16 protein-coding genes are annotated in these 20155 nt (G+C 59.4%); 7 read left to right on the top strand and 9 right to left on the bottom strand.

Features of this window, described 5'->3' with window-relative positions:
* Positions 1–279: 279 nt before the first annotated feature.
* The 4 genes from lpxC (at position 280) to ligA (ending at position 6289) form a co-directional block, all read left to right on the top strand.
* On the top strand, positions 280–1251 hold the full coding sequence (lpxC, locus tag ACZ5C3_RS22055) for a UDP-3-O-acyl-N-acetylglucosamine deacetylase (RefSeq protein WP_464033035.1): 972 nt from the start codon (positions 280–282) through the stop codon (positions 1249–1251).
* Positions 1252–1525: 274 nt separating this feature from the next.
* Positions 1526–2419, top strand: a complete 894-nt coding sequence (locus ACZ5C3_RS22050) for an outer membrane protein assembly factor BamD (RefSeq protein WP_464033033.1) — start codon at positions 1526–1528, stop codon at positions 2417–2419.
* A 21-nt stretch (positions 2420–2440) separates the two neighbouring features.
* Positions 2441–4114: a DNA repair protein RecN gene (gene recN / locus ACZ5C3_RS22045; RefSeq protein WP_464033031.1), complete on the top strand. Its 1674-nt coding sequence runs from the start codon at positions 2441–2443 to the stop codon at positions 4112–4114.
* Positions 4115–4123: 9 nt separating this feature from the next.
* Positions 4124–6289, top strand: coding sequence for an NAD-dependent DNA ligase LigA (gene ligA, locus ACZ5C3_RS22040; RefSeq protein ID WP_464044274.1), 2166 nt, complete (start codon positions 4124–4126; stop codon positions 6287–6289).
* Here the strand turns inward: ligA and ACZ5C3_RS22035 are convergent.
* A complete protein-coding gene (locus ACZ5C3_RS22035) occupies positions 6282–7556 on the bottom strand; it encodes a multidrug effflux MFS transporter (protein ID WP_464033029.1) in 1275 nt (424 codons plus the stop codon). The genes ligA and ACZ5C3_RS22035 overlap by 8 nt on opposite strands.
* 44 nt (positions 7557–7600) lie before the next feature.
* A complete protein-coding gene (locus ACZ5C3_RS22030) occupies positions 7601–9430 on the bottom strand; it encodes an aminopeptidase P family protein (protein WP_464033028.1) in 1830 nt (609 codons plus the stop codon).
* A 190-nt stretch (positions 9431–9620) separates the two neighbouring features.
* On the opposite strand from ACZ5C3_RS22030, the gene ACZ5C3_RS22025 reads away from it, so the two are divergent.
* Positions 9621–9830, top strand: coding sequence for a hypothetical protein (locus ACZ5C3_RS22025; protein WP_464033027.1), 210 nt, complete (start codon positions 9621–9623; stop codon positions 9828–9830).
* 16 nt (positions 9831–9846) lie between these two features.
* Here ACZ5C3_RS22025 and ACZ5C3_RS22020 read toward each other — a convergent pair whose 3' ends face one another.
* Entirely contained in the window at positions 9847–10740 is an 894-nt protein-coding gene (locus tag ACZ5C3_RS22020) for a 50S ribosomal protein L11 methyltransferase (RefSeq protein ID WP_464033026.1), read from the bottom strand.
* Between the two features lie 200 nt (positions 10741–10940).
* Positions 10941–12542 (bottom strand): phytoene desaturase family protein, encoded by a 1602-nt coding sequence (locus ACZ5C3_RS22015; RefSeq protein WP_464033024.1) that lies wholly within the window; start codon positions 12540–12542, stop codon positions 10941–10943.
* Between the two features lie 187 nt (positions 12543–12729).
* Between ACZ5C3_RS22015 and ACZ5C3_RS22010 the strand changes: the two genes are divergently transcribed.
* Positions 12730–15003 carry a spermidine synthase gene (locus ACZ5C3_RS22010; RefSeq protein WP_464033022.1) on the top strand — a complete coding sequence of 758 codons (2274 nt, stop codon included), beginning with the start codon at positions 12730–12732 and terminating at the stop codon, positions 15001–15003.
* A 106-nt stretch (positions 15004–15109) separates the two neighbouring features.
* On the opposite strand, the gene ACZ5C3_RS22005 is transcribed toward ACZ5C3_RS22010, so the two are convergent.
* Positions 15110–15856: a L,D-transpeptidase gene (locus ACZ5C3_RS22005; RefSeq protein WP_464033020.1), complete on the bottom strand. Its 747-nt coding sequence runs from the start codon at positions 15854–15856 to the stop codon at positions 15110–15112.
* Positions 15857–16073: 217 nt separating this feature from the next.
* Here ACZ5C3_RS22005 and ACZ5C3_RS22000 point away from each other — a divergent pair, with 217 nt between their 5' ends.
* The gene (locus tag ACZ5C3_RS22000) at positions 16074–16385 is read left to right on the top strand and encodes a hypothetical protein (RefSeq protein WP_464033018.1); all 312 of its coding nucleotides are present in this window, start codon (positions 16074–16076) and stop codon (positions 16383–16385) included.
* Between the two features lie 103 nt (positions 16386–16488).
* Here the strand turns inward: ACZ5C3_RS22000 and mctP are convergent, their stop codons facing one another.
* From mctP to ACZ5C3_RS21980, 4 genes are all read right to left on the bottom strand, one after another.
* Positions 16489–17982, bottom strand: a complete 1494-nt coding sequence (gene mctP / locus ACZ5C3_RS21995; protein WP_464033016.1) for a monocarboxylate uptake permease MctP — start codon at positions 17980–17982, stop codon at positions 16489–16491.
* Positions 17983–18010: 28 nt separating this feature from the next.
* Positions 18011–18190, bottom strand: coding sequence for a DUF3311 domain-containing protein (locus tag ACZ5C3_RS21990; RefSeq protein ID WP_464033015.1), 180 nt, complete (start codon positions 18188–18190; stop codon positions 18011–18013).
* Between the two features lie 212 nt (positions 18191–18402).
* Positions 18403–19164 (bottom strand): ABC transporter permease, encoded by a 762-nt coding sequence (locus tag ACZ5C3_RS21985; RefSeq protein ID WP_464033013.1) that lies wholly within the window; start codon positions 19162–19164, stop codon positions 18403–18405.
* Positions 19161–20078: an ABC transporter ATP-binding protein gene (locus ACZ5C3_RS21980; protein ID WP_464033011.1), complete on the bottom strand. Its 918-nt coding sequence runs from the start codon at positions 20076–20078 to the stop codon at positions 19161–19163. Before ACZ5C3_RS21980 ends, ACZ5C3_RS21985 begins: the two co-directional genes overlap by 4 nt.
* Positions 20079–20155 lie beyond the last annotated feature (77 nt).

Below are 20155 nucleotides of genomic sequence, written 5' to 3'. Positions count from 1 at the left end.
TTTGCCGATCAAAACGGCGGTTGGTTTCAATTAACCTTTTGAATTTATTTATAGAATTTAGGATTTAGTTGCCTTGTCGGTGCGCGCGGAGGCTATGGAGTTGGCCCAACAGGCGGCGTGAATGCGGCGAGTTTGGGGTAACAATCTGTAAACAAGCGTGAATTGGCGCTCTTCGGGGCAGTGGCTAAGGTCTTCCCATCTTGGGGATATCTGAAGCCGAAGTACCGGTTAAACGGCGCGGGCGACCTTCAGATGATTAATGTTATCGGGCACGCGGGAATGAAATCCAGTCGGCAAACGACGCTCCGGTCGCATGTAACTGTGACAGGCGTTGGCGTTCACTCGGGATCGTCGGTCAGCCTGACCCTCGGTCCATCCGAGATCAATTCCGGTTTCGTCTTTATCCGGACAGGTCTCGATGGCGGGGACCGGGAAGTCAAAGCGACCGCCACATCCGTCACTGCCACTGAATTTGCCACCGTACTGGGCGACCAGTCAGGTCCTCTGGTTTCTACCGCTGAGCATGTTCTCGCCGCGTTGCGCGGCATGGGTGTTGATAACGCCACCATCGAAATCGACGGACCTGAAGTTCCGATCATGGATGGCAGCGCGGCTCCCTTCGTCGCAGCCATCGACCGCGCCGGAATCGTTCAGCAGAATGCGCAGCGCCGTTTCATCGAAGTCCTCAAGCCAGTCAAGGTTATGCAGGGCGAGTCGTTCGGTGAACTCCGTCCTTATGCCCGCGGCTTCCGCGCTGAGCTTGAAATCAATTTCGCCAATCCGCTGATCGGGCATCAGGCTTATGCCTTTGATCTCGATGCGGATACCTTCCGCCGGGATATTTCCCGAGCCCGTACATTCGGTTGCATGGGCGACGTCGCCAAGCTCTGGAGCACGGGCTACGCGCTCGGCGCAAATTTCGACAATTGCGTCGTATTCGACGACACCCGTATTCTGAACACCGAAGGCCTGCGCTACGCCGACGAATGCGTTCGTCACAAGGTTCTCGACGTGGTCGGCGATCTTGCGCTGGCTGGCCTGCCGCTGATTGGTCTCTACCGTTCGGTGCGTGGTGGCCACAAGCTCAACCACGCTGTGCTCACCGCTCTGATGGCCGATCGCCATGCATGGCGGGTGGTTGAGGCGACCGAAGTCGTGGCTGAGCGTGCTGTCGCGGCGCGTCGCTCCCGCGGTCACGCCGACGTTGTCGGCGGGATGGTCGCTGCGGCCTTCGCTCCGGACGTATCCTGAGCGTTTTTGCTCTGTGCATCAGGGACATCCGAATTCGATCGGCGGAAACCCGTTTAACCAAGTTCGCGACCATGGGCAGAACGCCGCCTTAATCCGGGCGAAATGTCCACCTATCCGGTTGGTCGAGATATCTTTTTCGGCTACATAGGCCCGACTTGAACTTCCTGTAAGGCAGTTGTGGCCGGAGCAAAGTGGTTGTGAGCCTGTCGGTAGCGCAGCAACCCAATCGCCGGATTTTACGCGTCGGATTTTTATTCAGGTCGGTCCCAAACGTATGACGCTCGAACCGCGCAAATTCATCAATCTTGCTTTCAACAGCCAATTTGGCCGTCAGGCACGCCTGGCGTTCGGGCTGATGGTTCTGGCCGCGCCGCTGGCCGGCTGCGGAACCGGTGCGCTGTGGGACAAGTTCACGGCTAAGGAAGAGACCTTCGTCGATGAGCCGGCAGACAAGCTCTACAATGAAGGCCTGTATCTGCTGAATAAGAAGAACGACCGGAAGGCTGCGAACAAGAAGTTCGAGGAAGTCGACCGCCAGCATCCATATTCCGACTGGGCGCGCAAATCGCTGCTGATGTCGGCCTATGCGTCCTATGAAAACGGCGAATATGACGAGTGTATTTCCTCGGCGAACCGTTACATCGCCCTGCATCCCGGCAGCCCGGACGCCGCTTACGCGCAATATTTGATTGCCGCATCCAACTTCGACCAGATTCCGGACGTGTCCCGTGATCAGGGACGTACGGAAAAGGCGATTGCGGCGCTGGAAGAAGTGACCCGGAAATACCCGACGTCGGAATATGCCAGCAGCGCCCGCAAGAAGATCGAAGCCGCGCGCGACCAGCTGGCCGGCAAGGAAATGAACGTCGGCCGCTATTACCTTGAGAAAAAGGACTACACGGCTGCGATCAACCGCTTCAAGGTGGTGGTGACGCAATACCAGACCACGCGTCACGTCGAGGAAGCGCTCGCCCGTTTGACCGAGGCTTATATGGCGATCGGCATCGTCGGCGAGGCCCAGACCGCCGCCGCTATTCTTGGCCACAACTTTCCTGACAGCCGCTGGTACAAAGACTCCTACAATCTTGTAAAGTCCGGCGGAGTCGAGCCGACCGCGAACAAGGATTCCTGGATGACCCGGGCGTTCAAGAAGGTTGGTCTCGGTTAGCTTAGTCAGGACTTACTTCGCATGCTGGCCCGGCTTTCGATCCGTGACATCGTCCTGATCGAGCGGCTCGATATCGATTTCCTCAAGGGACTCGCGGTCCTCACCGGCGAAACCGGTGCGGGCAAGTCGATTCTTCTGGACGCCTTCGCGCTCGCGCTCGGCGGGCGCGGCGATGCGAGCCTTGTCCGGCACGGTGCGGAACAAGGCCAGGTCACGGCGGTGTTCGATGTGCCGAAGAAGCATCCCGCCAGTGCGATTCTCCGCGAAAACGGCCTGGATGATTCCGGTGAAATGATTCTGCGTCGCGTTCAGCTCGCTGACGGCCGCACACGCGCTTTCCTCAACGATCAAGCCATCAGCGTTCAGACCTTAAAGGCCGTTGGCGCAACGCTGGTGGAAATCCACGGCCAGCACGATGAGCGTGCGCTGGTGGATACCGCGACGCATCGGCAGTTGCTGGACGCATTTGCCTCGCTTGAGAAGGATGTGGCCGCGATCGAAGAATTGTGGGAGGCACGGCGGACCGCACGTGCGGCGCTGGATGAACATCGTGCGGGCATGGAACGTGCGGCGCGCGAGGCGGACTACCTGCGGCATGCATCCGAGGAACTGACCAAGCTCAATCCGAAGGAGGGCGAGGAGACCGCCCTGGCAGAGCGCCGCGCTGTCATGATGCAGGGTGAGAAGATTGCGGAAGATCTGCGTGATGCGCAGGCGGCCGTTGGCGGTCCTCAGTCGCCGGTGTCGTCATTGGCCGCTGCCGTACGCCGCCTGGAACGCCGGGCAGCGACCGCTCCTGCGCTGATCGAGCCCGCGGTCAAAGCCATGGACGCTGCCATCAACGCGCTGGAAGAAGCCGACCAACATCTCAACGCCGCGCTTGTTGCGGCCGATTTCGATCCTCTCGAATTGGAACGCATTGAAGAGCGTCTGTTTGCGCTCCGCGGTGCCGCGCGAAAGTATTCCACACCCGTGGACGGATTGGCTGCCCTTGCCAAGCGATATGCCTCCGATATTGCGCTGATTGACGCCGGTGCGGATCAGCTGAAGGCGCTGGAAAAGTCCGTCGGGGCCGCGGACAAAGCCTATGACGCTGCTGCGCAAAAATTGTCTATGGCGCGCACCAAGGCCGCCGAGAAGCTCAATAAAGCTGTGAACGCCGAGCTAGCCCCACTCAAGCTCGAGCGGGCGAAGTTTTCTACGCAGGTGGACAGCGATCCGGCCTCTCCCGGACCGCAAGGGTTCGATCGTGTCGAGTTCTGGGTGCAGACAAATCCTGGCACCAAGCCCGGCCCGCTGATGAAAGTTGCGTCGGGTGGTGAATTGTCACGTTTCCTGTTGGCGCTGAAGGTGGTGCTGTCGGATCGTGGCTCCGCCCCGACGTTGGTCTTCGACGAAATCGACACCGGTGTCGGTGGTGCGGTGGCGGATGCGATCGGCGCGCGTCTGGCGCGGCTGGCTGAAAAGGTGCAGGTCATGGCGGTGACGCATGCCCCGCAAGTCGCTGCGCGTGCGGACCAGCATTTGCTGATCTCGAAAGACGCACTCGACAAGGGCAAGCGGGTGGCCACGCGTGTGGCCACGCTCGCCAACGATCATCGTCGCGAAGAGATCGCGCGTATGCTTGCGGGTGCTGAAATCACGGCGGAAGCCCGGGCCGCTGCGGAGCGTCTGCTTCGTGCCGCGACGGCCTGACCAATCACCATGGCAGCGAAACCAAAAAAAGCGCTTGTTGAGGTTGATAAGCTGACCAAGGCTCAGGCCAAGGTCGAGCTGATGCGTCTCGCCCTCGAAATCGAAGAGCACAACAACCGCTATTATCAGGAAGACGCGCCAAAAATTTCGGACGCCGCCTACGATGCTTTGCGTCAACGCAACGATGCCATCGAAGCCCGTTTTCTGGATCTGGTCACCAAAGACTCGCCGTCGCAAAAAGTCGGAGCAGCCCCCACGGGGCGCTTTGCCAAGGTGCAGCACTCGGTACCGATGCTGTCACTTGGCAACGCGTTCAGCGATCAGGACGTGGTTGACTTCGTTGAACGCGTGCAGCGGTTCCTCAAGCTGGGCGCCGACGACATCCCGACGATCGTGGCCGAGCCGAAGATCGACGGTCTGTCGCTGTCGCTTCGCTATGAGGATGGCGAACTGGTGCGCGGCGCGACGCGGGGCGATGGCACCACGGGCGAAGATGTCACCGCGAATGTGCGGACGTTGTCGGACATCCCGCAGAAGCTGAAAGGCCGCAATATACCTGCGGTCTGTGAGGTGCGTGGCGAAGTCTACATGCTGAAGAGCGATTTTCTCGCGCTCAACAAGCGGCAGGCGGAAGCCGAAGACACGGTATTCGCCAACCCTCGAAATTCCGCAGCCGGGTCGCTGCGCCAGAAAGATCCTTCCATCACCGCATCGCGGCCGCTGAAGTTCTTTGCTTACGCTTGGGGCGAGATGAGCGCGATGCCCGCGTCGACACAGTTCGAGATGATCGAATGGATCGACAAGGCCGGCTTCGTTACCAATCCGCTGACGTCGCGTTGCAAGGACGTTGAAGCGATCCTGAAATTCTATCGCGAGATCGAAACCAAGCGTGCTACGCTGGGCTACGACATCGACGGCGTGGTCTACAAAGTGGACCGGCTGGACTGGCAGCAGCGCCTTGGGTTCGTTTCACGCAATCCGCGTTGGGCCATCGCGCACAAATTTGCTGCCGAGCAGGCGACAACGATTCTCAATGATATTGAAATTCAGGTCGGTCGTACCGGCGCGTTGACACCGGTGGCAAAGCTCGCACCGGTGACGGTGGGCGGCGTGGTGGTGCAGAATGCGACGCTGCATAACGAAGACTACATCAAAGCCATTGGCAACGACGGTCAGCCGATCCGTGACGGCATCGACATCCGCATCGGCGACACCGTCGTCGTGCAGCGCGCGGGCGACGTGATCCCGCAGATCGTGAGCGTGGTTCTCGACAAGCGCCCCAAGGATGCCAAGTCTTACAAGTTCCCGCACACATGCCCCGCCTGCGGAAGCCATGCGGTGCGCGAGGCTGATCCCAAGACCGGCAGGGAGGATTCCGTTCGCCGCTGCACCAACACGCTGGCGTGTCCAGCGCAGGCGAAAGAACGGCTGAAGCATTTCGTTGCGCGCAATGCTTTCGATATTGACGGCCTTGGCGACAAGCAGATCGAAGAGTTTTTCACGGATGGGCTGGTGATGTCGCCCGTCGACATCTTCACGCTGGAGAAGCGTGATGCGCGTGCCACCAAGAAGCTCGCCGACCGTGAGGGCTTCGGTGCGACTTCGGTGCGTAATCTGTTCGCGGCCATCGAGGCGCGGCGCAAGATCGCGCTGCATCGCTTCATCTTCGCCCTCGGTATTCGTCACATTGGCGAAGGCAATGCCAAGCTTTTGGCCCGGCACTATGGGACGGTGGAGAATTTCCGCTCGGCCATGATCGCGGCGGGTGAGGGGCCTCTCTCGGAAGCTTATCTTGACCTGAACGCCATTGAGGGCGTCGGCGCGGTGGTGGCGACTGCCATCGTCGAATTCTTCGCCGAGCCGCACAGCGTTAAGGCCGTTGACGATCTGCTCGAGGAAATCGAGGTGTTGCCGGCGGAGAAGACGAAGACGGATTCGCCGATCGCAGGCAAAACCGTGGTGTTCACGGGCTCGTTGGAAAAATTCACGCGTGACGAAGCCAAGGCGACTGCCGAGCGCCTCGGGGCCAAAGCTGCTGGTTCTGTCTCGAAGAAAACCGACTACGTTGTCGCCGGGCCGGGCGCAGGCTCCAAGCTCGCCGAGGCGCAAAAGCTTGGCATCAAGGTACTCACCGAAGACGAATGGTTGGAGCTCGTCAATGGTGTAGCTACATAATTCCCGCTTCCTGCTCTTCCGCCTCGATCATGGTGTCCGCACTTACAGCGCGCTGGTTTCGCGGTACGAGACAGATGATCGCCGCTGCACAGGCGCTGGATAACGCCAACACCGCGATATTGAGAGGCAACGGCGTCGTGAAGTGACCGCCGAGATAGGCGCCCAGCTGAGAGCACAGTGCTCCGAAGCCCATTTGCAGGAATCCCATCGCCCCGGAGGCCATTCCGGCCGCCTGTGGGCGAACGCTGATCGCGCCCGCAGAGGCGTTGGCCATCGCGAAGGCATTGCCGAACATCACGATCATATGCGTTCCGAATAACCAAGAAGGGACCTGGTTCATCCCCGTCGCGCCCCAGATGACGTTCAGAACAGAGCCGACGATTTGCAGCACAAGTCCAATCCAGATCATGCGGTCGAGCCCGTAGCGGGGCGACATCCGCACTGAGACCAGATTTCCCATCATGTAAGCGAAGCCGGCGCTGGCGAACCAGAGGCCATATTCAGTGCCCGAACGCGCCATATGATTGATGACGATGTAAGGCCCGCCGCCTGCGAATGTGAAAATGATTGCGGAAGCGAGCATCTGACACAGCACGTAGCCGATGAAGCCGCGGTTTGATGCCAGCGCGCGGATGTCTTTTGTGAAGCCGCTATCGTCACTCGATACGATCCGACGCCGCGTTTCCGGCAACGCCAGCATAATCGCGGCGACGGTGAGAGTCGTAACGCCGGCGAGGATGTAGAAGATCGAGCGCCAGCCGAACCAGTCATTCAGCACACCGCCGACCAAGGGGCTGAGCATCTGCGCGATCATCATCACGGCGATCACGAGACTGATCATGCTGCCGACGCGATTGCGCTCATAAACGTCGCGGACAATGGCGCGGCTGATGACCATGCCCGCCGCGCCGCCGACGGCTTGGACAAAGCGTCCGGCAATCAGTTGCGGCAACGTTTCGGCAAAGATGCAGCCGATGTTGGCAATGACGACGAGGCTAAAACAGCAGATGAGAACCGGACGGCGACCGAAGCGATCGGATAGCGGACCCATCACCAGTTGAGACAGCGCCATGCCGACCATGTAGAGCGACACGGTCATTTGCGCGACCGAGATATCCTGCGCAAAGGTTGCTGCGAGCAGCGGCAGCATCGGCACCAGCATGTACAGCGAGATCGGCGCAAGGCCGTTCATTGCGACCAGCAGCGGAAGAATTCTTAAGGGATGAATAGCCGAGGCTGTCGTCGCCTTATTCTTGTTGTCGGTCACGTTGTCCGGACTTTGTTATTGTTTGTTTCGTCCAATGTTTTCTTTCAGTGGCTCATCGGCTCCGTCGCGGCGTTGAGCCAGATCCTGGTTTCGTCATCCACCAGCGGGCCAATCTCCTGGCGTACGCGTGCATGATAGTCGTTGAGCCACGCCAGTTCGCGAATGCTGATGCGTTTCGCATTGATCAGTCGCCGGTCGATGGGGGCGAGGGTCAGCGTCTCGAAGCCGTTCATGGGCTTTTCCGCGCCGTCGATTTTGGCCTCAGACACCAACTCCAGGTTTTCGATGCGGATGCCGAAGGCGTCCGTTTTGTAATAGCCGGGCTCGTTGGAGAGGATCATGCCGCGCTTCAGCGGCGTCGTCCCGAGCTTGGAGATACGCGCCGGACCTTCATGCACGGAAAGATAGCTTCCGACGCCGTGACCAGTGCCGTGATCGAAATCGATGCCTGCGTGCCAGAGGAATTGCCGCGCGAACGCGTCGATTTGCGCGCCGGTGACGCCATCCGGAAACACGGCGCGGGAGATGGCGATGTGCCCGCGCAACACACGGGTAAAGCGATCGCGCATCTCATCAGTGGGCTCACCGATCGCGATGGTGCGTGTGACGTCCGTTGTCCCGTCTTCATACTGAGCGCCGGAATCGATCAGCAGCAGATCGCCCGACGCGATGCGGCGGTTGGATTTGCGCGTGACCCGGTAATGGACAATGGCGCCGTTCGGGCCCGTGCCCGCGATCGTTGGAAAGGACACGTCCTTTAGAGCGCCGGTCTCCCGGCGGAACGTCTCAAGCGCTTCGACAGCATCGATCTCGGTCAGTGCGCCTTTCGGTGCTTCGCGATCGATCCAGGCGAGAAAGCGCACCAGTGCTGCGCCGTCGCGCCGGTGGGCCACGCGGGTGCCGGCAATCTCAGCATTGTTCTTGATGGCCTTCAGCATCGCGACCGGATCGGTGCCGCGCATCGGCTTGCCGCCTTCCGCTGAAATCATGCGGCTCAAGGCGTCCGCCGCTGTCGCTGCGTCGAGGCCGATCATCGCGCCTGTTCGCGAAAGCGCCGCAAGGCGCGGCATCATCGCATCGGGCTCCTCGACGTTCGCGCTCTTTTCCAGATGATCGCGCGCGCTGTTCGAGAGTTTGCGGCTGTCGATGAAGATTGTGGCGCGGCCTTCTTTCGGGACCAGCGCGTAGGACAAGGGGAGAGGCGTGTGGGCGACATCGGCTCCGCGGATATTGAACGTCCACGCCACCGCATGGGAGTCCGAGAGAACCAGTGCTTCGACGCCGAGCTTGGCGATCTCCGCACGAACGCGCGCGAGTTTGTCGCCCTCGCTTTCACCGGCGAATTGCAGGCCATGGACCTTAACGGGCCCGAGCGGTGGTGCCGGGCGCTCGGTCCAGACGGCATCGACCGGATTGCTGTCCACAGGCACGAGTTCTGCGCCGGCTTTCTTGCAAGCCTTGGCGAGACGTTCGGCTGCCGAAGATGTGTGCAGCCATGGATCAAAACCGAGGCGGTCGCCGGCATTCAGATGCGCTGTCAGCCAGGTTTCCGGTGGTGGGTCGGCCAACGGCTGGATCGACCAAGCCGAGGTATCGACCTGCTTCGCCGCCTGCAAGGTGTACCGGCCGTCCACAAAAACCGCTGCGTTGGTGCTCAGAACGATGGCCAGTCCTGCCGATCCGGTAAAACCAGAGATCCACGCGAGGCGCTCGTCGGACGGCGGAACATATTCGTTTTGCTGGCTATCTGAGCGCGGAATTACAAATCCGGTCAGTTGCCGCCGCAGCAGTTCCTCGCGAAAGGCGGAGAGCCGTGCGGTCAGCGCCACGCCCCCTTCAGGGTCCTCGAACGTCTGAAATTGAGCTTCGAACATCTTTCAACCTTAGGGGCGCGGGGGGTAGGGAGCAATTGAGCGTACCGCACAGCCGGTATGGCACGGCTTATGCTTGATTATTTCACAAGGGGGCGGCAGGAAACATATGGCGTCAAAAAGACTTCAAGTACTGAGCCGCGCGGGAACGCAAAGGGGTGTGTTTTTCAACTCGATAACGAGGGGATAGGGCATGCCGGCATTTATGTTTGAAAAGATTTCATCGGCGCCGCGTCCGGTTCAGGCGCCAGCCGTTAAGGAGTCGCGTGGCGTCATCAAGCAGGTGATGGGCCGTTTTGCCAAAAGCCGGTTGGAGCGCGAGGTCCGTGCGGCGCGCCGGGCGCAGGTCGATATGGGATACACCGAAGCCGACGTGACGCCACAGCGGACCCGAGGCAGATAATATCGGCCTTAGGACACTAGCGCCGCTGCATCAGCAGGCTGCTCCAACCGTCGATCTGGAGCCGCTTGATCAGTTTCAGCCCATTGCCTCGATAGGTGGCGACAACGCTGCTGGCCTGATGCGGCAGCAGCCCCGACAGAATGACAAAAGCATTCGGCGCGAGATGTCTCACCAGGGACGGGGCGAGCTTGCGTAAGGGATTGGCGAGAATGTTCGCCAGCACGAGGCTAAACGGGCCATTAGCGGCGAACTGCGGCGCGTGAAACCCTGTTGCTTCGATCGTCTCTACGAGATTTCCCACACCATTCAGCCTGGCATTATCGCGTGCCACGAGAACCGAGCGAGGATCGATATCGCTCGCCAGGATGTGCCGCTTCAGTGATCGCGCAGCGGCAATGCCGAGCACACCCGTTCCCGATCCGAGGTCGAGCACGCGTTTCGGCGTGCATTGGTTGAGGACCTGATTGAGCAGCATGAGGCACCCGCGGGTCGTCCCGTGGTGGCCGGTGCCAAACGCCAAGGCTGCCTCGATCTCGATTCCGATTTTGTTGGCGGGCACGCGATCACGATCATGGCTGCCGTGGACGATGTAACGTCCGGCATGGACCGGCACGAGATCGGCGAGGCTTGCCTTCACCCAGTCCTTCGCCTCGACCGTTCCGAAGACGATGGTATTTGCCGCAGCTTCGCCAGCGGCCTGGGTCACCAGCGCGCGGATCATGTCCTCGTCCGGCGCCTCCGCAAAATGCATGGTGATGTCCCATCGCCCGCTCGGCGCCTCAAAAGCGGCAATGGCGAGATCGTGGTCCGGGTAGCTCTCGGTGATCGTATCCACAATGCGGCTGGCGGTGTGCTCGTCGCCGATCGCGAAGGTCGCCTGAGTTACGGGGGAGGGGGATGATGACGTCACGGGGCGATCCAAATACCTGAAATTGCTGACTGCATCGCCTATTTTCCCCCAGCCTGTCCACAGTCTTATGCAGGAGTTAGCGGATATTTATCCCGGACTTTTGCACAGGGTTGTGGAGGCCCTACCGATCAGTTTTCAACCGAATATACACAGGGATATCCACAGGCTTGTCCACTGATTGTCCACCCCAAGCAGGGCGCTTAAGCAAACAATCCGCGATGATCCTTCAGGATCACCTGCGCGGCGTTGTGGCCCGGGGCGCCGGTCACACCGCCGCCGGGATGAGCCCCGGAACCACAGTGATAGAGACCCTTCAGCGGTCCGCGATATCCAGCGTAGCCGAGCATGGGACGGGCCGAGAACAGCTGATTGAGCGAGAGCGAGCCATGAAAGATGTCGCCGCCCAAGAGCCCAAACTCGCGTTCGAGATCGAGAGGCGAGAGGATCTGTCGCCCCATCACACTGGCGGCGAAGCCCGGCGCATAGCGGTCGACCGTCGCGATCATCAGATCCGCGACCTCATCGCGGTGATCATCCCACGATTTGCCTTCCGGCAATTGCGGCGCGACATGCTGACAGAACAGGCTGGCGACATGCAGTCCCTTCGGGGCCAGCGAGTCGTCAAGCGTGGAGGGGATCAGCATTTCCACCACCGGCTCGCGGCTCCAGCCGTGCTGGCGTGCATCGAGCCATGCACGGTCCATGTATTCGAGACTTGGCGCGAGAATAATGCCCGAGGTGAGATGATCGCATTGGCCCGGAAGAGCCTTGAATGATGGTAACGCCGACAATGCGACGTTCATCCGGAATGTTCCCGAGCCGCCGCGCCAGTTTCTGATGCGGTCCAGGAAAGGTTTCGGAAGCGCACCGGGCGCGATGAGGCGGGTGTAGAGTAGCTTTGGATTGACGCTGGAGATCACATACCGCGCACGAACCGTCTCGCCATTGTCGAGCACCGCTCCGACAGCACGATCGCCTTCGACGATCACCTCGCGCACGCCTGCGCCAGTCTCAATCTCGACACCGTGCGCCCTGGCAGCGGCAGCCATGGCTTGTGTGATCGCGCCCATGCCGCCGATGGCGTGCCCCCACAGGCCCTTCCTGCCGTTCACTTCACCAAAGGCGTGATGCAGCATGACGTAGGCTGAGCCGGCTGCATAAGGGCTCGCATAGTTACCGACGATGGCGTCGAAGCCATACAGCGCTTTCACCAGATCGGTCTCGAAACGGTCCTCCAGCATGTCGCCGGCAGATCGCGTGAACAGGTCGAGCAGCACACGCTGGTTCTCCGGCGATAGGCCACGCAGGATGTTGGCGGTACCCAGTGCATTCCATGCTTCGCGCACGGTGCGCAGGCTGAAGCCTTCAACAAGGTCGGGCGGCGCCCGCAGGACGAACGCCCGCAGCACGTCAGCAATTGTTTCCAGCTCGCGATTGAAATCATCGATCTGCAGGGCGTCGCGCTCGCTAAGCTTAGCCACGGATTGATGCGTGCGTCCTTCGCCAGTGAGCAGATAACGCCCGTCGGGGGCCGGCAGGAAATTCTGGGCGCGCCGCTCCACGATCCTCAAGCCGTGCCGAGGCAGCTGCAGGTCCGCGATGACCTTCGGATTGAGCAGGCTGACGGTGTAGGCTGCCACCGAGTTGCGGAATCCGGGATGGAATTCCTCCGTGACCGCAGCGCCGCCAACGACCTTGCGCCGTTCGACCACCTTGACCCGCAAGCCGCTCATGGCGAGGTACGCCGCGCAGGTCAGGCCATTGTGGCCTGCACCAATGATCAGTGCGTCGAAATTCTGCATGGAGCGGGGCGGTCTTTCTGTGTCGAATGCTAGCTAGTCTTGTGACGATTCATGACGAAGGTGGCCGGCCTGCACAAGTCCAGTGCATGACAAATTTGTCATTGGGATTTGCATTTTATTGCGAAGAAAGACGCCCTATGGTCCGATTTGTTACCCGGCCATACGCCGGACCACTGCCGGAGTTTCCATGACGTCGATTTCGTCCGAGTCTGCGAGCCGGTCTTCTGGCGCGAGACATACGCTTGTTTTGGTGACTTACACCGCCGCTATTTTTACCAGCGCACTGCTTCTGTTTTCGGTGCAGCCACTCTTCACGAAAATGGTGTTGCCCCGGCTCGGTGGTTCGCCTGCCGTGTGGTCGGTTGCGATGGTGTTTTTCCAGTCGCTGCTGCTCGGCGGCTACGCCTATGCGCACTACCTGATGACGATCAAAAGTCGGATCATTCCGATCGTGATTCATCTCGTGCTGCTTGCGGTCGCGATGTTGACGCTCCCGCTGTCGATTGCGAGCGGATGGGGTGAGCCGCCTGCGAGCGGCTACGCATTCTGGCTGCTTGGATTGTTCGCGGTGTCGATCGGCTTGCCGTTCTTTGCCCTGGCGGCCAATAACCCGATGCTGCAGGCGTGGTTTGTCCGAACCGGTCATCCGGATGGGCCAGATCCGTACTTCCTTTATGCGTCGTCCAACATCGGCAGCTTCCTTGCGCTGCTGTCCTATCCGATGCTGCTGGAGCCGATGTTTACGCTGCACACACAGAACCTGATCTGGACCTACGGTTATGGGCTGTTAATCGTCTTGATCGCAGCGTGCGGCTTTCTCCTGGTCCGTTCGCCGGAAATCAAACTGGAAGACGCTGGTGCGGCTGATAGCGACGCGCCCGCGCCATCCTGGGCGACACGGCTGCGTTGGATCTTCCTTGCCGCGGTGCCATCCGGGCTGCTGATCGCGGTGACCGCGCACATTTCGACCGACGTTGCCGCGGCGCCCCTGCTATGGGTGCTTCCGCTGTCGCTTTATCTTCTGACATGGGTGCTGGTGTTCCAGTCGCGTCCGCTATTGCCGCACAAATGGATGCTGATGTTGCAGCCGGTGGCCATCGCCGGTGTGATGGTACTGCTGGCGGTCGGGGGCGAGCAGAATCTGCTGCTGACCCTTGGCGGTCATCAGTTGTGTTTCTTCATCATTGCCATGGCTTGTCACGGTGAATTGGCGCGCACACGTCCAGCGGCGAGGTATCTCACTGGTTTTTATGTCGCACTCTCGTTTGGCGGCATGGTCGGTGGTTTGTTCGCTGGCCTGATCGCGCCCTATACGTTCTCCTGGATCGCCGAGTATCCGATCCTGTTGGCTCTCGCGGCGCTGTGCCGTCCCTCTGAGACTGCGAGGCAAGGAAGCCTTGCCTTGTGGATCGTGTCGATCGCTGCAGCATTGATCCTTGTCTGGTTCGCCTACCAGCAAGGCACGACCACGGAATACCTGGAAACCAACAGGGTCTGGGTTGTTGGTGCTGTTGCTGTTCTGGCCGTACTTTTGGCGTGGCCTATGAAAGTGGATCGCTGGAAACTTGCTGCGCTGGTTGCTCTCGGATTGGTCCTGATCCGTGTCTATCCGGCGGATGAGGGACGTGTTGAAACAGTGCGGAGTTTCTTTGGCGTCCACAAGATCGTGGTGACGCCGCACGGCCAGTATCACGTGCTGATGCACGGGACGACGATCCACGGCGCCGAGAAATTCCTGGAGGATGATGGGACGCCCGTTAAGGGAAGACCAGAGCCGATCAGCTACTATCACAAAGATGGCGGCATTGGGCGCGCCATCGACGCGATCCGGGAGCGCAAGGGCGGCCCGATCCGTGTTGCTGTCATCGGTCTTGGTGCCGGCACGCTGGCCTGTCAATCGGCACCCGGCGAGCAATGGACGTTCTTCGAGATCGACCAGACCATGGTCGATACGGCGAAGGACCCGAAATATTTCACCTACATCAGCTCATGTGAGCCGGACATGAAGCCGGTGATCGGCGATGCACGGCTCACCTTCGCCAAGGAGAAGGACGGCACCTACGACCTGATCATTGTCGATGCGTATTCGTCGGACGCGATCCCGGTACACCTCGCGACCGAAGAAGCGATGGCGATCTACAAATCCAAGCTGGCGCCGCAGGGTGCGGTGCTGATGCACGTGTCGAACCGGCATCTCGATCTGGCAAGCGTTGTTGTCGGTATTGCCGAAGAGAACGATCTGAAAAGCTGGGTCTATAACGAGGATTCCGGACGCGACAACGAGTACATCTTCACGACGGACGTCGTGGTCTCTGCGCGCGAAGAGGCCGATGTCGGCAAGCTCGCATCCGATGACAAATGGGCACTGACCGAGGCCACCGAAGGTCAGCGTGTCTGGACGGACGACTATTCCAATGTGCTCGGTGCAGTCTGGCGCCGGTTGAGGGACGGTGACCAATAGGATTAGCCGCAAGCTTGATCAGAGCGGAGACGCACTTCGCAGGCGTCAAAAAGAATGGCCGGGGAAAACCCGGCCATTCTTATTTCAATTGAGGCTATGAGGTTTGTCAGTTGACGAAACCGAAGAACCCACCACGTGGCGCATATTGGTACTGAGGGCGTTGATAGCGAGCATCCTGCTCGTAATAGCCGCCCTCGTATCCACGTTGCTGTTGTTGTGCCGGCCAGCGGGGATCGTTGTTACCGTAATAGTAAGCCCGATCCCGCGGTGTTAATTGGCGCGGATCCCCATTGTAGTAACCACCCGAAGTAACCTGCCGATCCTGCGGCACGATCTGCAGCGGCTGGCCATTTGCGTCATAGCCAGCACCGTCATTGGTTGTGGCAACATTCGTCCGGCCTCGTCCAAGTCTTGCCAGTGCGACCTGGGATGATCCCGTCAATGTCACCGTCGTGTTGAGCAAGCCTTCGGTTTTGACGAGGTCCCAGAGCTTGAGCGCGTTCGCGCGAGACAAGCGCACGCAACCATGCGAGGCGGGCGTGCCGAGCCGGTTCACAGCATCGGTGCCGTGAATGGCATGGCCTTGTTTCGTGAAGAAGATCGAGTTCGGCATCGGAGCATCGTCGAACTCTTTCGAGTAATGATCCTCCTCCATCCGGAATGTCCGGAAGGAGCCATTCGGTGTTTCGTGCGAGGGATTTCCGCTCGACACCGGCCAAGTATAGCGTTGTACGCCGTCGACGGAGACCGTCATCTGCTGAGCGCTTTTATCGACGACAATCGACACAGCTGCTTGCGCTGTGCTGGCCATCAACAGCATCAGACCGGTGAGTGGAAACAGGATGGTACGCATACCTTATACCTCGTCATCAGCCCCCCGATTAGAGCGCATCAAAGCATGGAAGATGGCTCTTTGGCATCTTCTTTCACGGTGAAATGGACGTTTCGACGGTAGCAACTGCGTGACTGCCCATCGTTATGAGGCGTTTTTGTCAAACTTGACGCAACTATTCTGTCATCGAAACGTTGGATTAACGGCTGAAGTTCGGCCATTCAGGAGATGTCTTATAATGAAGGCTGAAATGTTATTCATGGTCACCACGACACATCGGCGGTTTGCGTTTGCCGCAGCGGCCCTAGCGTTGATAGCGCTTCCAGGCATCGGGCACGCTCAAGGCGTAATCAGAGGTGCTGAGGGCGGAGCGCGGCAGGGTACCTATGAAGGTCGTCGCGCGGCAGGGCCTGTTGGAGGAGCCGTCGGTGGCGCTTTAGGCGCGGGTGTCGGCGGAGTGGTTGGAGGCGTAAATGGCGTGCTCGGTATCCCGAGCGGGCGGCACTATCGCCACCGTCACTATCGCCATCGTCATTATCGCCACTACTGATGAGAAAAACGATTTACTGCATATGATGGCGTTGGGTTTTTGACCCCCGAAAACTAAATGGCGCGCTTTGAAAGCGCGCCGTTTTTGTTGTTTGCTGCTATCGTTAGCCGCGGGCGTTTGCCAGAGAGCGGGGCGATGCGACGGACAGCACTACGGTTGCGATGACCGCGACGACGATGTTCAGGATGACAGCGCCGAGACCCACATAGAATGTGTACGTGGTGTCACCGAAAGTGAGCGTCGCCAGCGGTTTCAGCCCGTTGCTCCATGCTGTCCATGAGCCCCAGATCATACCGGCGGCCCAGCCGAGCAGCAGTCCACCGGCCCTGAACCAGCGCGTGAACAAGCCGAACACCAGCGACGGGAAGGTCTGGAGAATCCACAGGCCGCCAAGCAACTGGAGGTCGAGCGCATATTGCGTCGGCAGGAAGAGGATGAATGCCAATGCGCCGACCTTGACCACCAGCGAGGTGATCTTCGCGACATTCGCTTCACCAGCATGATCGATCGACGGATTGACGTAAGACTTCCAGATGTTGCGAGTGAAGAGGTTTGCTGCACCGATGCTCATGACGGCCGCAGGCACCAACGCTCCGATTGCGATCGCGGAGAATGCAAAGCCGGCGAACCACGACGGAAACAGCGCCTTGAACAGCTCCGGCACGACATCGTTCGGCGTGGCGACCTTAATGTGAGCTGCGTGAGCCATATAGCCGAGCAGGGCAATGAGACCCAGCAGCAGCGTATAAGCCGGCAGCAGGATGGCATTCTTGCGGATGGTGTTGGCGGATTTCGACGCGAAGATGCCCGTCAGCGTGTGCGGATACATGAACGCCGCGAGTGCCGAGCCGAGCGCCAGCGTTGCATAGGGCAACATCTGCGCGGGCTTGAGGATCAGTCCTGTCGCACCGCCCTTCGCTGCGAAGGCATCGCCTGCGGCCGAGAAGACGGCACCATAGCCGCCGAGCTTGGCCGGCACGATGACAACCGCCACCAGCACCACGATATAGATCATGATGTCCTTGACGAATGCGATCAGCGCTGGTGCGCGTAATCCCGAGCTATAAGTATACAGCGCCAGCACGATGAAGGCCGCAACGATCGGCAGTTCACCGGTCAGACCCATGGCCTTGATTACGGCGCCCATACCGATGAGCTGCAAGGCGATGTACGGCATGGTCGCAACAATGCCTGTCAGGGCGACCGCGAGTTCAAGTCCGCGCGAGCTGAAGTTTCCTTTTACAACATCGGCCGCGGTGACGTGGCCGTTGGCGTGAGCTGTTTTCCACAACAGCGGCATGATCGCGAACACGATCGGATAAACAATAATCGTGTAAGGAAGCGCGAAGAAGCCATAGGCACCGACGGCGTAGACCAGCGCCGGGACGGCGATCACGGTGTAAGCGGTGTAGAAATCGCCGCCGACCAGAAACCACGTGATCCATGTGCCGAACTGGCGTCCACCAAGACCCCATTCATCGAGATGTGCGGGAGCGTCAGCGCGCTTCCAGCGCGAAGCCATGAAGCCCATGACGGTGACAAGAAGAAAAAAGCCGATGAATACGCTGGCGGCTGTCCAGTCGATCTGATCGCTCATGGCGAACCTTCCGGAAATTCAGGTGGGATTAGTTGTTTTCGTCGCGAGCGACCCGGCGATAAACGAGCCAGATCAAGAGGGACGTGATTGGTACCCATGCGAGCTGGTACCAGTAGAAGAAGGGAAATCCGAACAGCGAGGGCTCCATGAAGTTGTAGAATGGAACCCAGAGCAGGCCGATGAACGGCACCAAGAGAAGCAGCCACATGGCGAAGCTCCGATGTGATTGAAGTTGATTTTGCAAAAGGCAGCGTCACAGGAACGCCAAAATCTTTGGGCGGAGCACTAAAAGCTGAAGCTGGCTGCGTCCATGAAAAATACGTCAGGGCAGGCATTCCGATGCCGCCTGTTCAACTTAAGACGAATGAATGTGATCGTGATCACGGTGGCGTGATCAGGTCGGATTGCGATATTTTCCAACTAGCGCTTGAGCCGATAGCCGGTCCGGAAGATCCACCAAACCGTCACCATGCAGACTGCAAGGAATGCGAGCGTCATTCCGAGACTCAACCCGACGCTGACGTCGGCGATCTCGAAGAAGCTCCAGCGGAATCCGCTGACAAGATAAACTACCGGGTTGAACAGCGTGATCTTTTGCCAAAGCGGCGGCAGCATGTGGATCGAATAGAAGCTGCCGCCCAGGAATGTCAGCGGCGTGATCACGAGCAGCGGGATGACCTGCAATTGCTCGAATCCGTTGGCCCAGACGCCGATGATGAAGCCGAACAGGCTAAAGGTCACCGCGGTGAGGACAAGAAACAGCAGCATCATGCCGGGATGCGCGATTTTCAGCGGGACAAACAAGCCTGCGGTCGCAAGGATGATCAGACCGAGGATGATGGACTTGGTCGCGGCCGCACCAACGTATCCGACAACCGCTTCGAACGATGACACCGGTGCCGAGAGCAATTCGTAGATCGTGCCAGTGAACTTCGGGAAGTAGATTCCGAATGAAGCGTTGGCGATGCTCTGCGTCAGTAGGGACAACATGATGAGACCCGGCACAATGAAGGTGCCGTAGCCGACGCCGTCGATCTCGGTAATGCGCGAGCCGATTGCGGCGCCGAACACCACGAAATACAGCGATGTCGAGATGACCGGCGACACGACGCTTTGCAGCAGCGTGCGGAAGGTCCGCGCCATTTCGAACTTGTAGATGGCAGCGATGGCATAGAAGTTCATTGGTGCACCAGGCTGACGAAGATTTCTTCGAGCGAACTTTGTGTGGTGTTGAGGTCGTTGAACGAGATGCCCGCCTCACGAAGGTCGTTCAGCAGCGTGGTAATGCCCGTGCGGTCGCCTTTCGTGTCGTAGGTGTAAATCAGCTCGTCCTTGTCCTCCGAAAGTTCAAGGTGGTAGCTGGAGAGCGAGGACGGTACGGCATCCAGCTTCTGCGACAGGTGCAACTTGAGCTGCTTCTTGCCGAGCTTCTGCATCAACCGGGTCTTTTCTTCGATCAGAACGATCTCGCCCTTGTTGATGACGCCGATGCGGTCGGCCATCTCTTCCGCTTCTTCGATGTAGTGCGTAGTCAGGATGATGGTCACGCCGGCGTTGCGAAGTTCGCGCACGACTTCCCACATGGCCTTGCGCAACTCGACGTCGACGCCGGCCGTTGGTTCGTCGAGGAACAGGATTTGCGGTTCGTGCGCGAGCGCCTTGGCAATCATCACGCGGCGCTTCATGCCACCCGAAAGCGTAATGATCGGACTGTCCTTCTTGTCCCACAACGACAGGTCGCGCAGCACTTTCTCGATGTGTGCGGGATTCTTCGGCTTGCCGAACAGTCCCCGGCTGAAAGCGGTCGTGTTCTTCACTTTCTCGAAAGCGTCGGTGTGCAGCTCCTGCGGCACAAGGCCGATCATCGAGCGCGCAGCACGATAGTCCTTCACGATGTCATGGCCGCCGACCGTCACCGTGCCTTCGGTCTGTACTGCGAGGCCGCAGATGACGCTGATCAGGGTCGTTTTGCCGGCACCGTTCGGGCCCAGCAGAGCGAAGATCTCACCGCGCTGAATATCGAGATTGATATTCTTCAGCGCTGTGAAGCCGGACGGATAGGTCTTCGACAGATTTGAAACGGTAATAATGGACATGAAGGGGGCAATCGGATGCAAGGGCGGGTTGCAGACATAGCGGCGTGAATGTGCCGTTACAAGGGCACACCCGCGAT

Source organism: Afipia dichlorophenoxyacetatis (assembly GCF_055386385.1).
This window is presented reverse-complemented; position numbering and strand designations above follow the sequence as displayed.

Coding starts and splice junctions, on each gene's coding strand:
- ACZ5C3_RS22030 (WP_464033028.1), bottom strand. CDS start 9,430: ATGTTCGAAGCTCAATTTCAGACGTTCGAGGACCCTGAAGGGGGCGTG.
- ACZ5C3_RS22010 (WP_464033022.1), top strand. CDS start 12,730: ATGACGTCGATTTCGTCCGAGTCTGCGAGCCGGTCTTCTGGCGCGAGA.
- ligA (WP_464044274.1), top strand. CDS start 4,124: ATGGCAGCGAAACCAAAAAAAGCGCTTGTTGAGGTTGATAAGCTGACC.
- ACZ5C3_RS22000 (WP_464033018.1), top strand. CDS start 16,074: ATGAAGGCTGAAATGTTATTCATGGTCACCACGACACATCGGCGGTTT.
- ACZ5C3_RS21980 (WP_464033011.1), bottom strand. CDS start 20,078: ATGTCCATTATTACCGTTTCAAATCTGTCGAAGACCTATCCGTCCGGC.
- mctP (WP_464033016.1), bottom strand. CDS start 17,982: ATGAGCGATCAGATCGACTGGACAGCCGCCAGCGTATTCATCGGCTTT.
- ACZ5C3_RS21990 (WP_464033015.1), bottom strand. CDS start 18,190: ATGTGGCTGCTTCTCTTGGTGCCGTTCATCGGCCTGCTCTGGGTTCCA.
- recN (WP_464033031.1), top strand. CDS start 2,441: ATGCTGGCCCGGCTTTCGATCCGTGACATCGTCCTGATCGAGCGGCTC.
- ACZ5C3_RS22025 (WP_464033027.1), top strand. CDS start 9,621: ATGCCGGCATTTATGTTTGAAAAGATTTCATCGGCGCCGCGTCCGGTT.
- lpxC (WP_464033035.1), top strand. CDS start 280: ATGAAATCCAGTCGGCAAACGACGCTCCGGTCGCATGTAACTGTGACA.
- ACZ5C3_RS21985 (WP_464033013.1), bottom strand. CDS start 19,164: ATGAACTTCTATGCCATCGCTGCCATCTACAAGTTCGAAATGGCGCGG.
- ACZ5C3_RS22005 (WP_464033020.1), bottom strand. CDS start 15,856: ATGCGTACCATCCTGTTTCCACTCACCGGTCTGATGCTGTTGATGGCC.
- ACZ5C3_RS22050 (WP_464033033.1), top strand. CDS start 1,526: ATGACGCTCGAACCGCGCAAATTCATCAATCTTGCTTTCAACAGCCAA.
- ACZ5C3_RS22015 (WP_464033024.1), bottom strand. CDS start 12,542: ATGCAGAATTTCGACGCACTGATCATTGGTGCAGGCCACAATGGCCTG.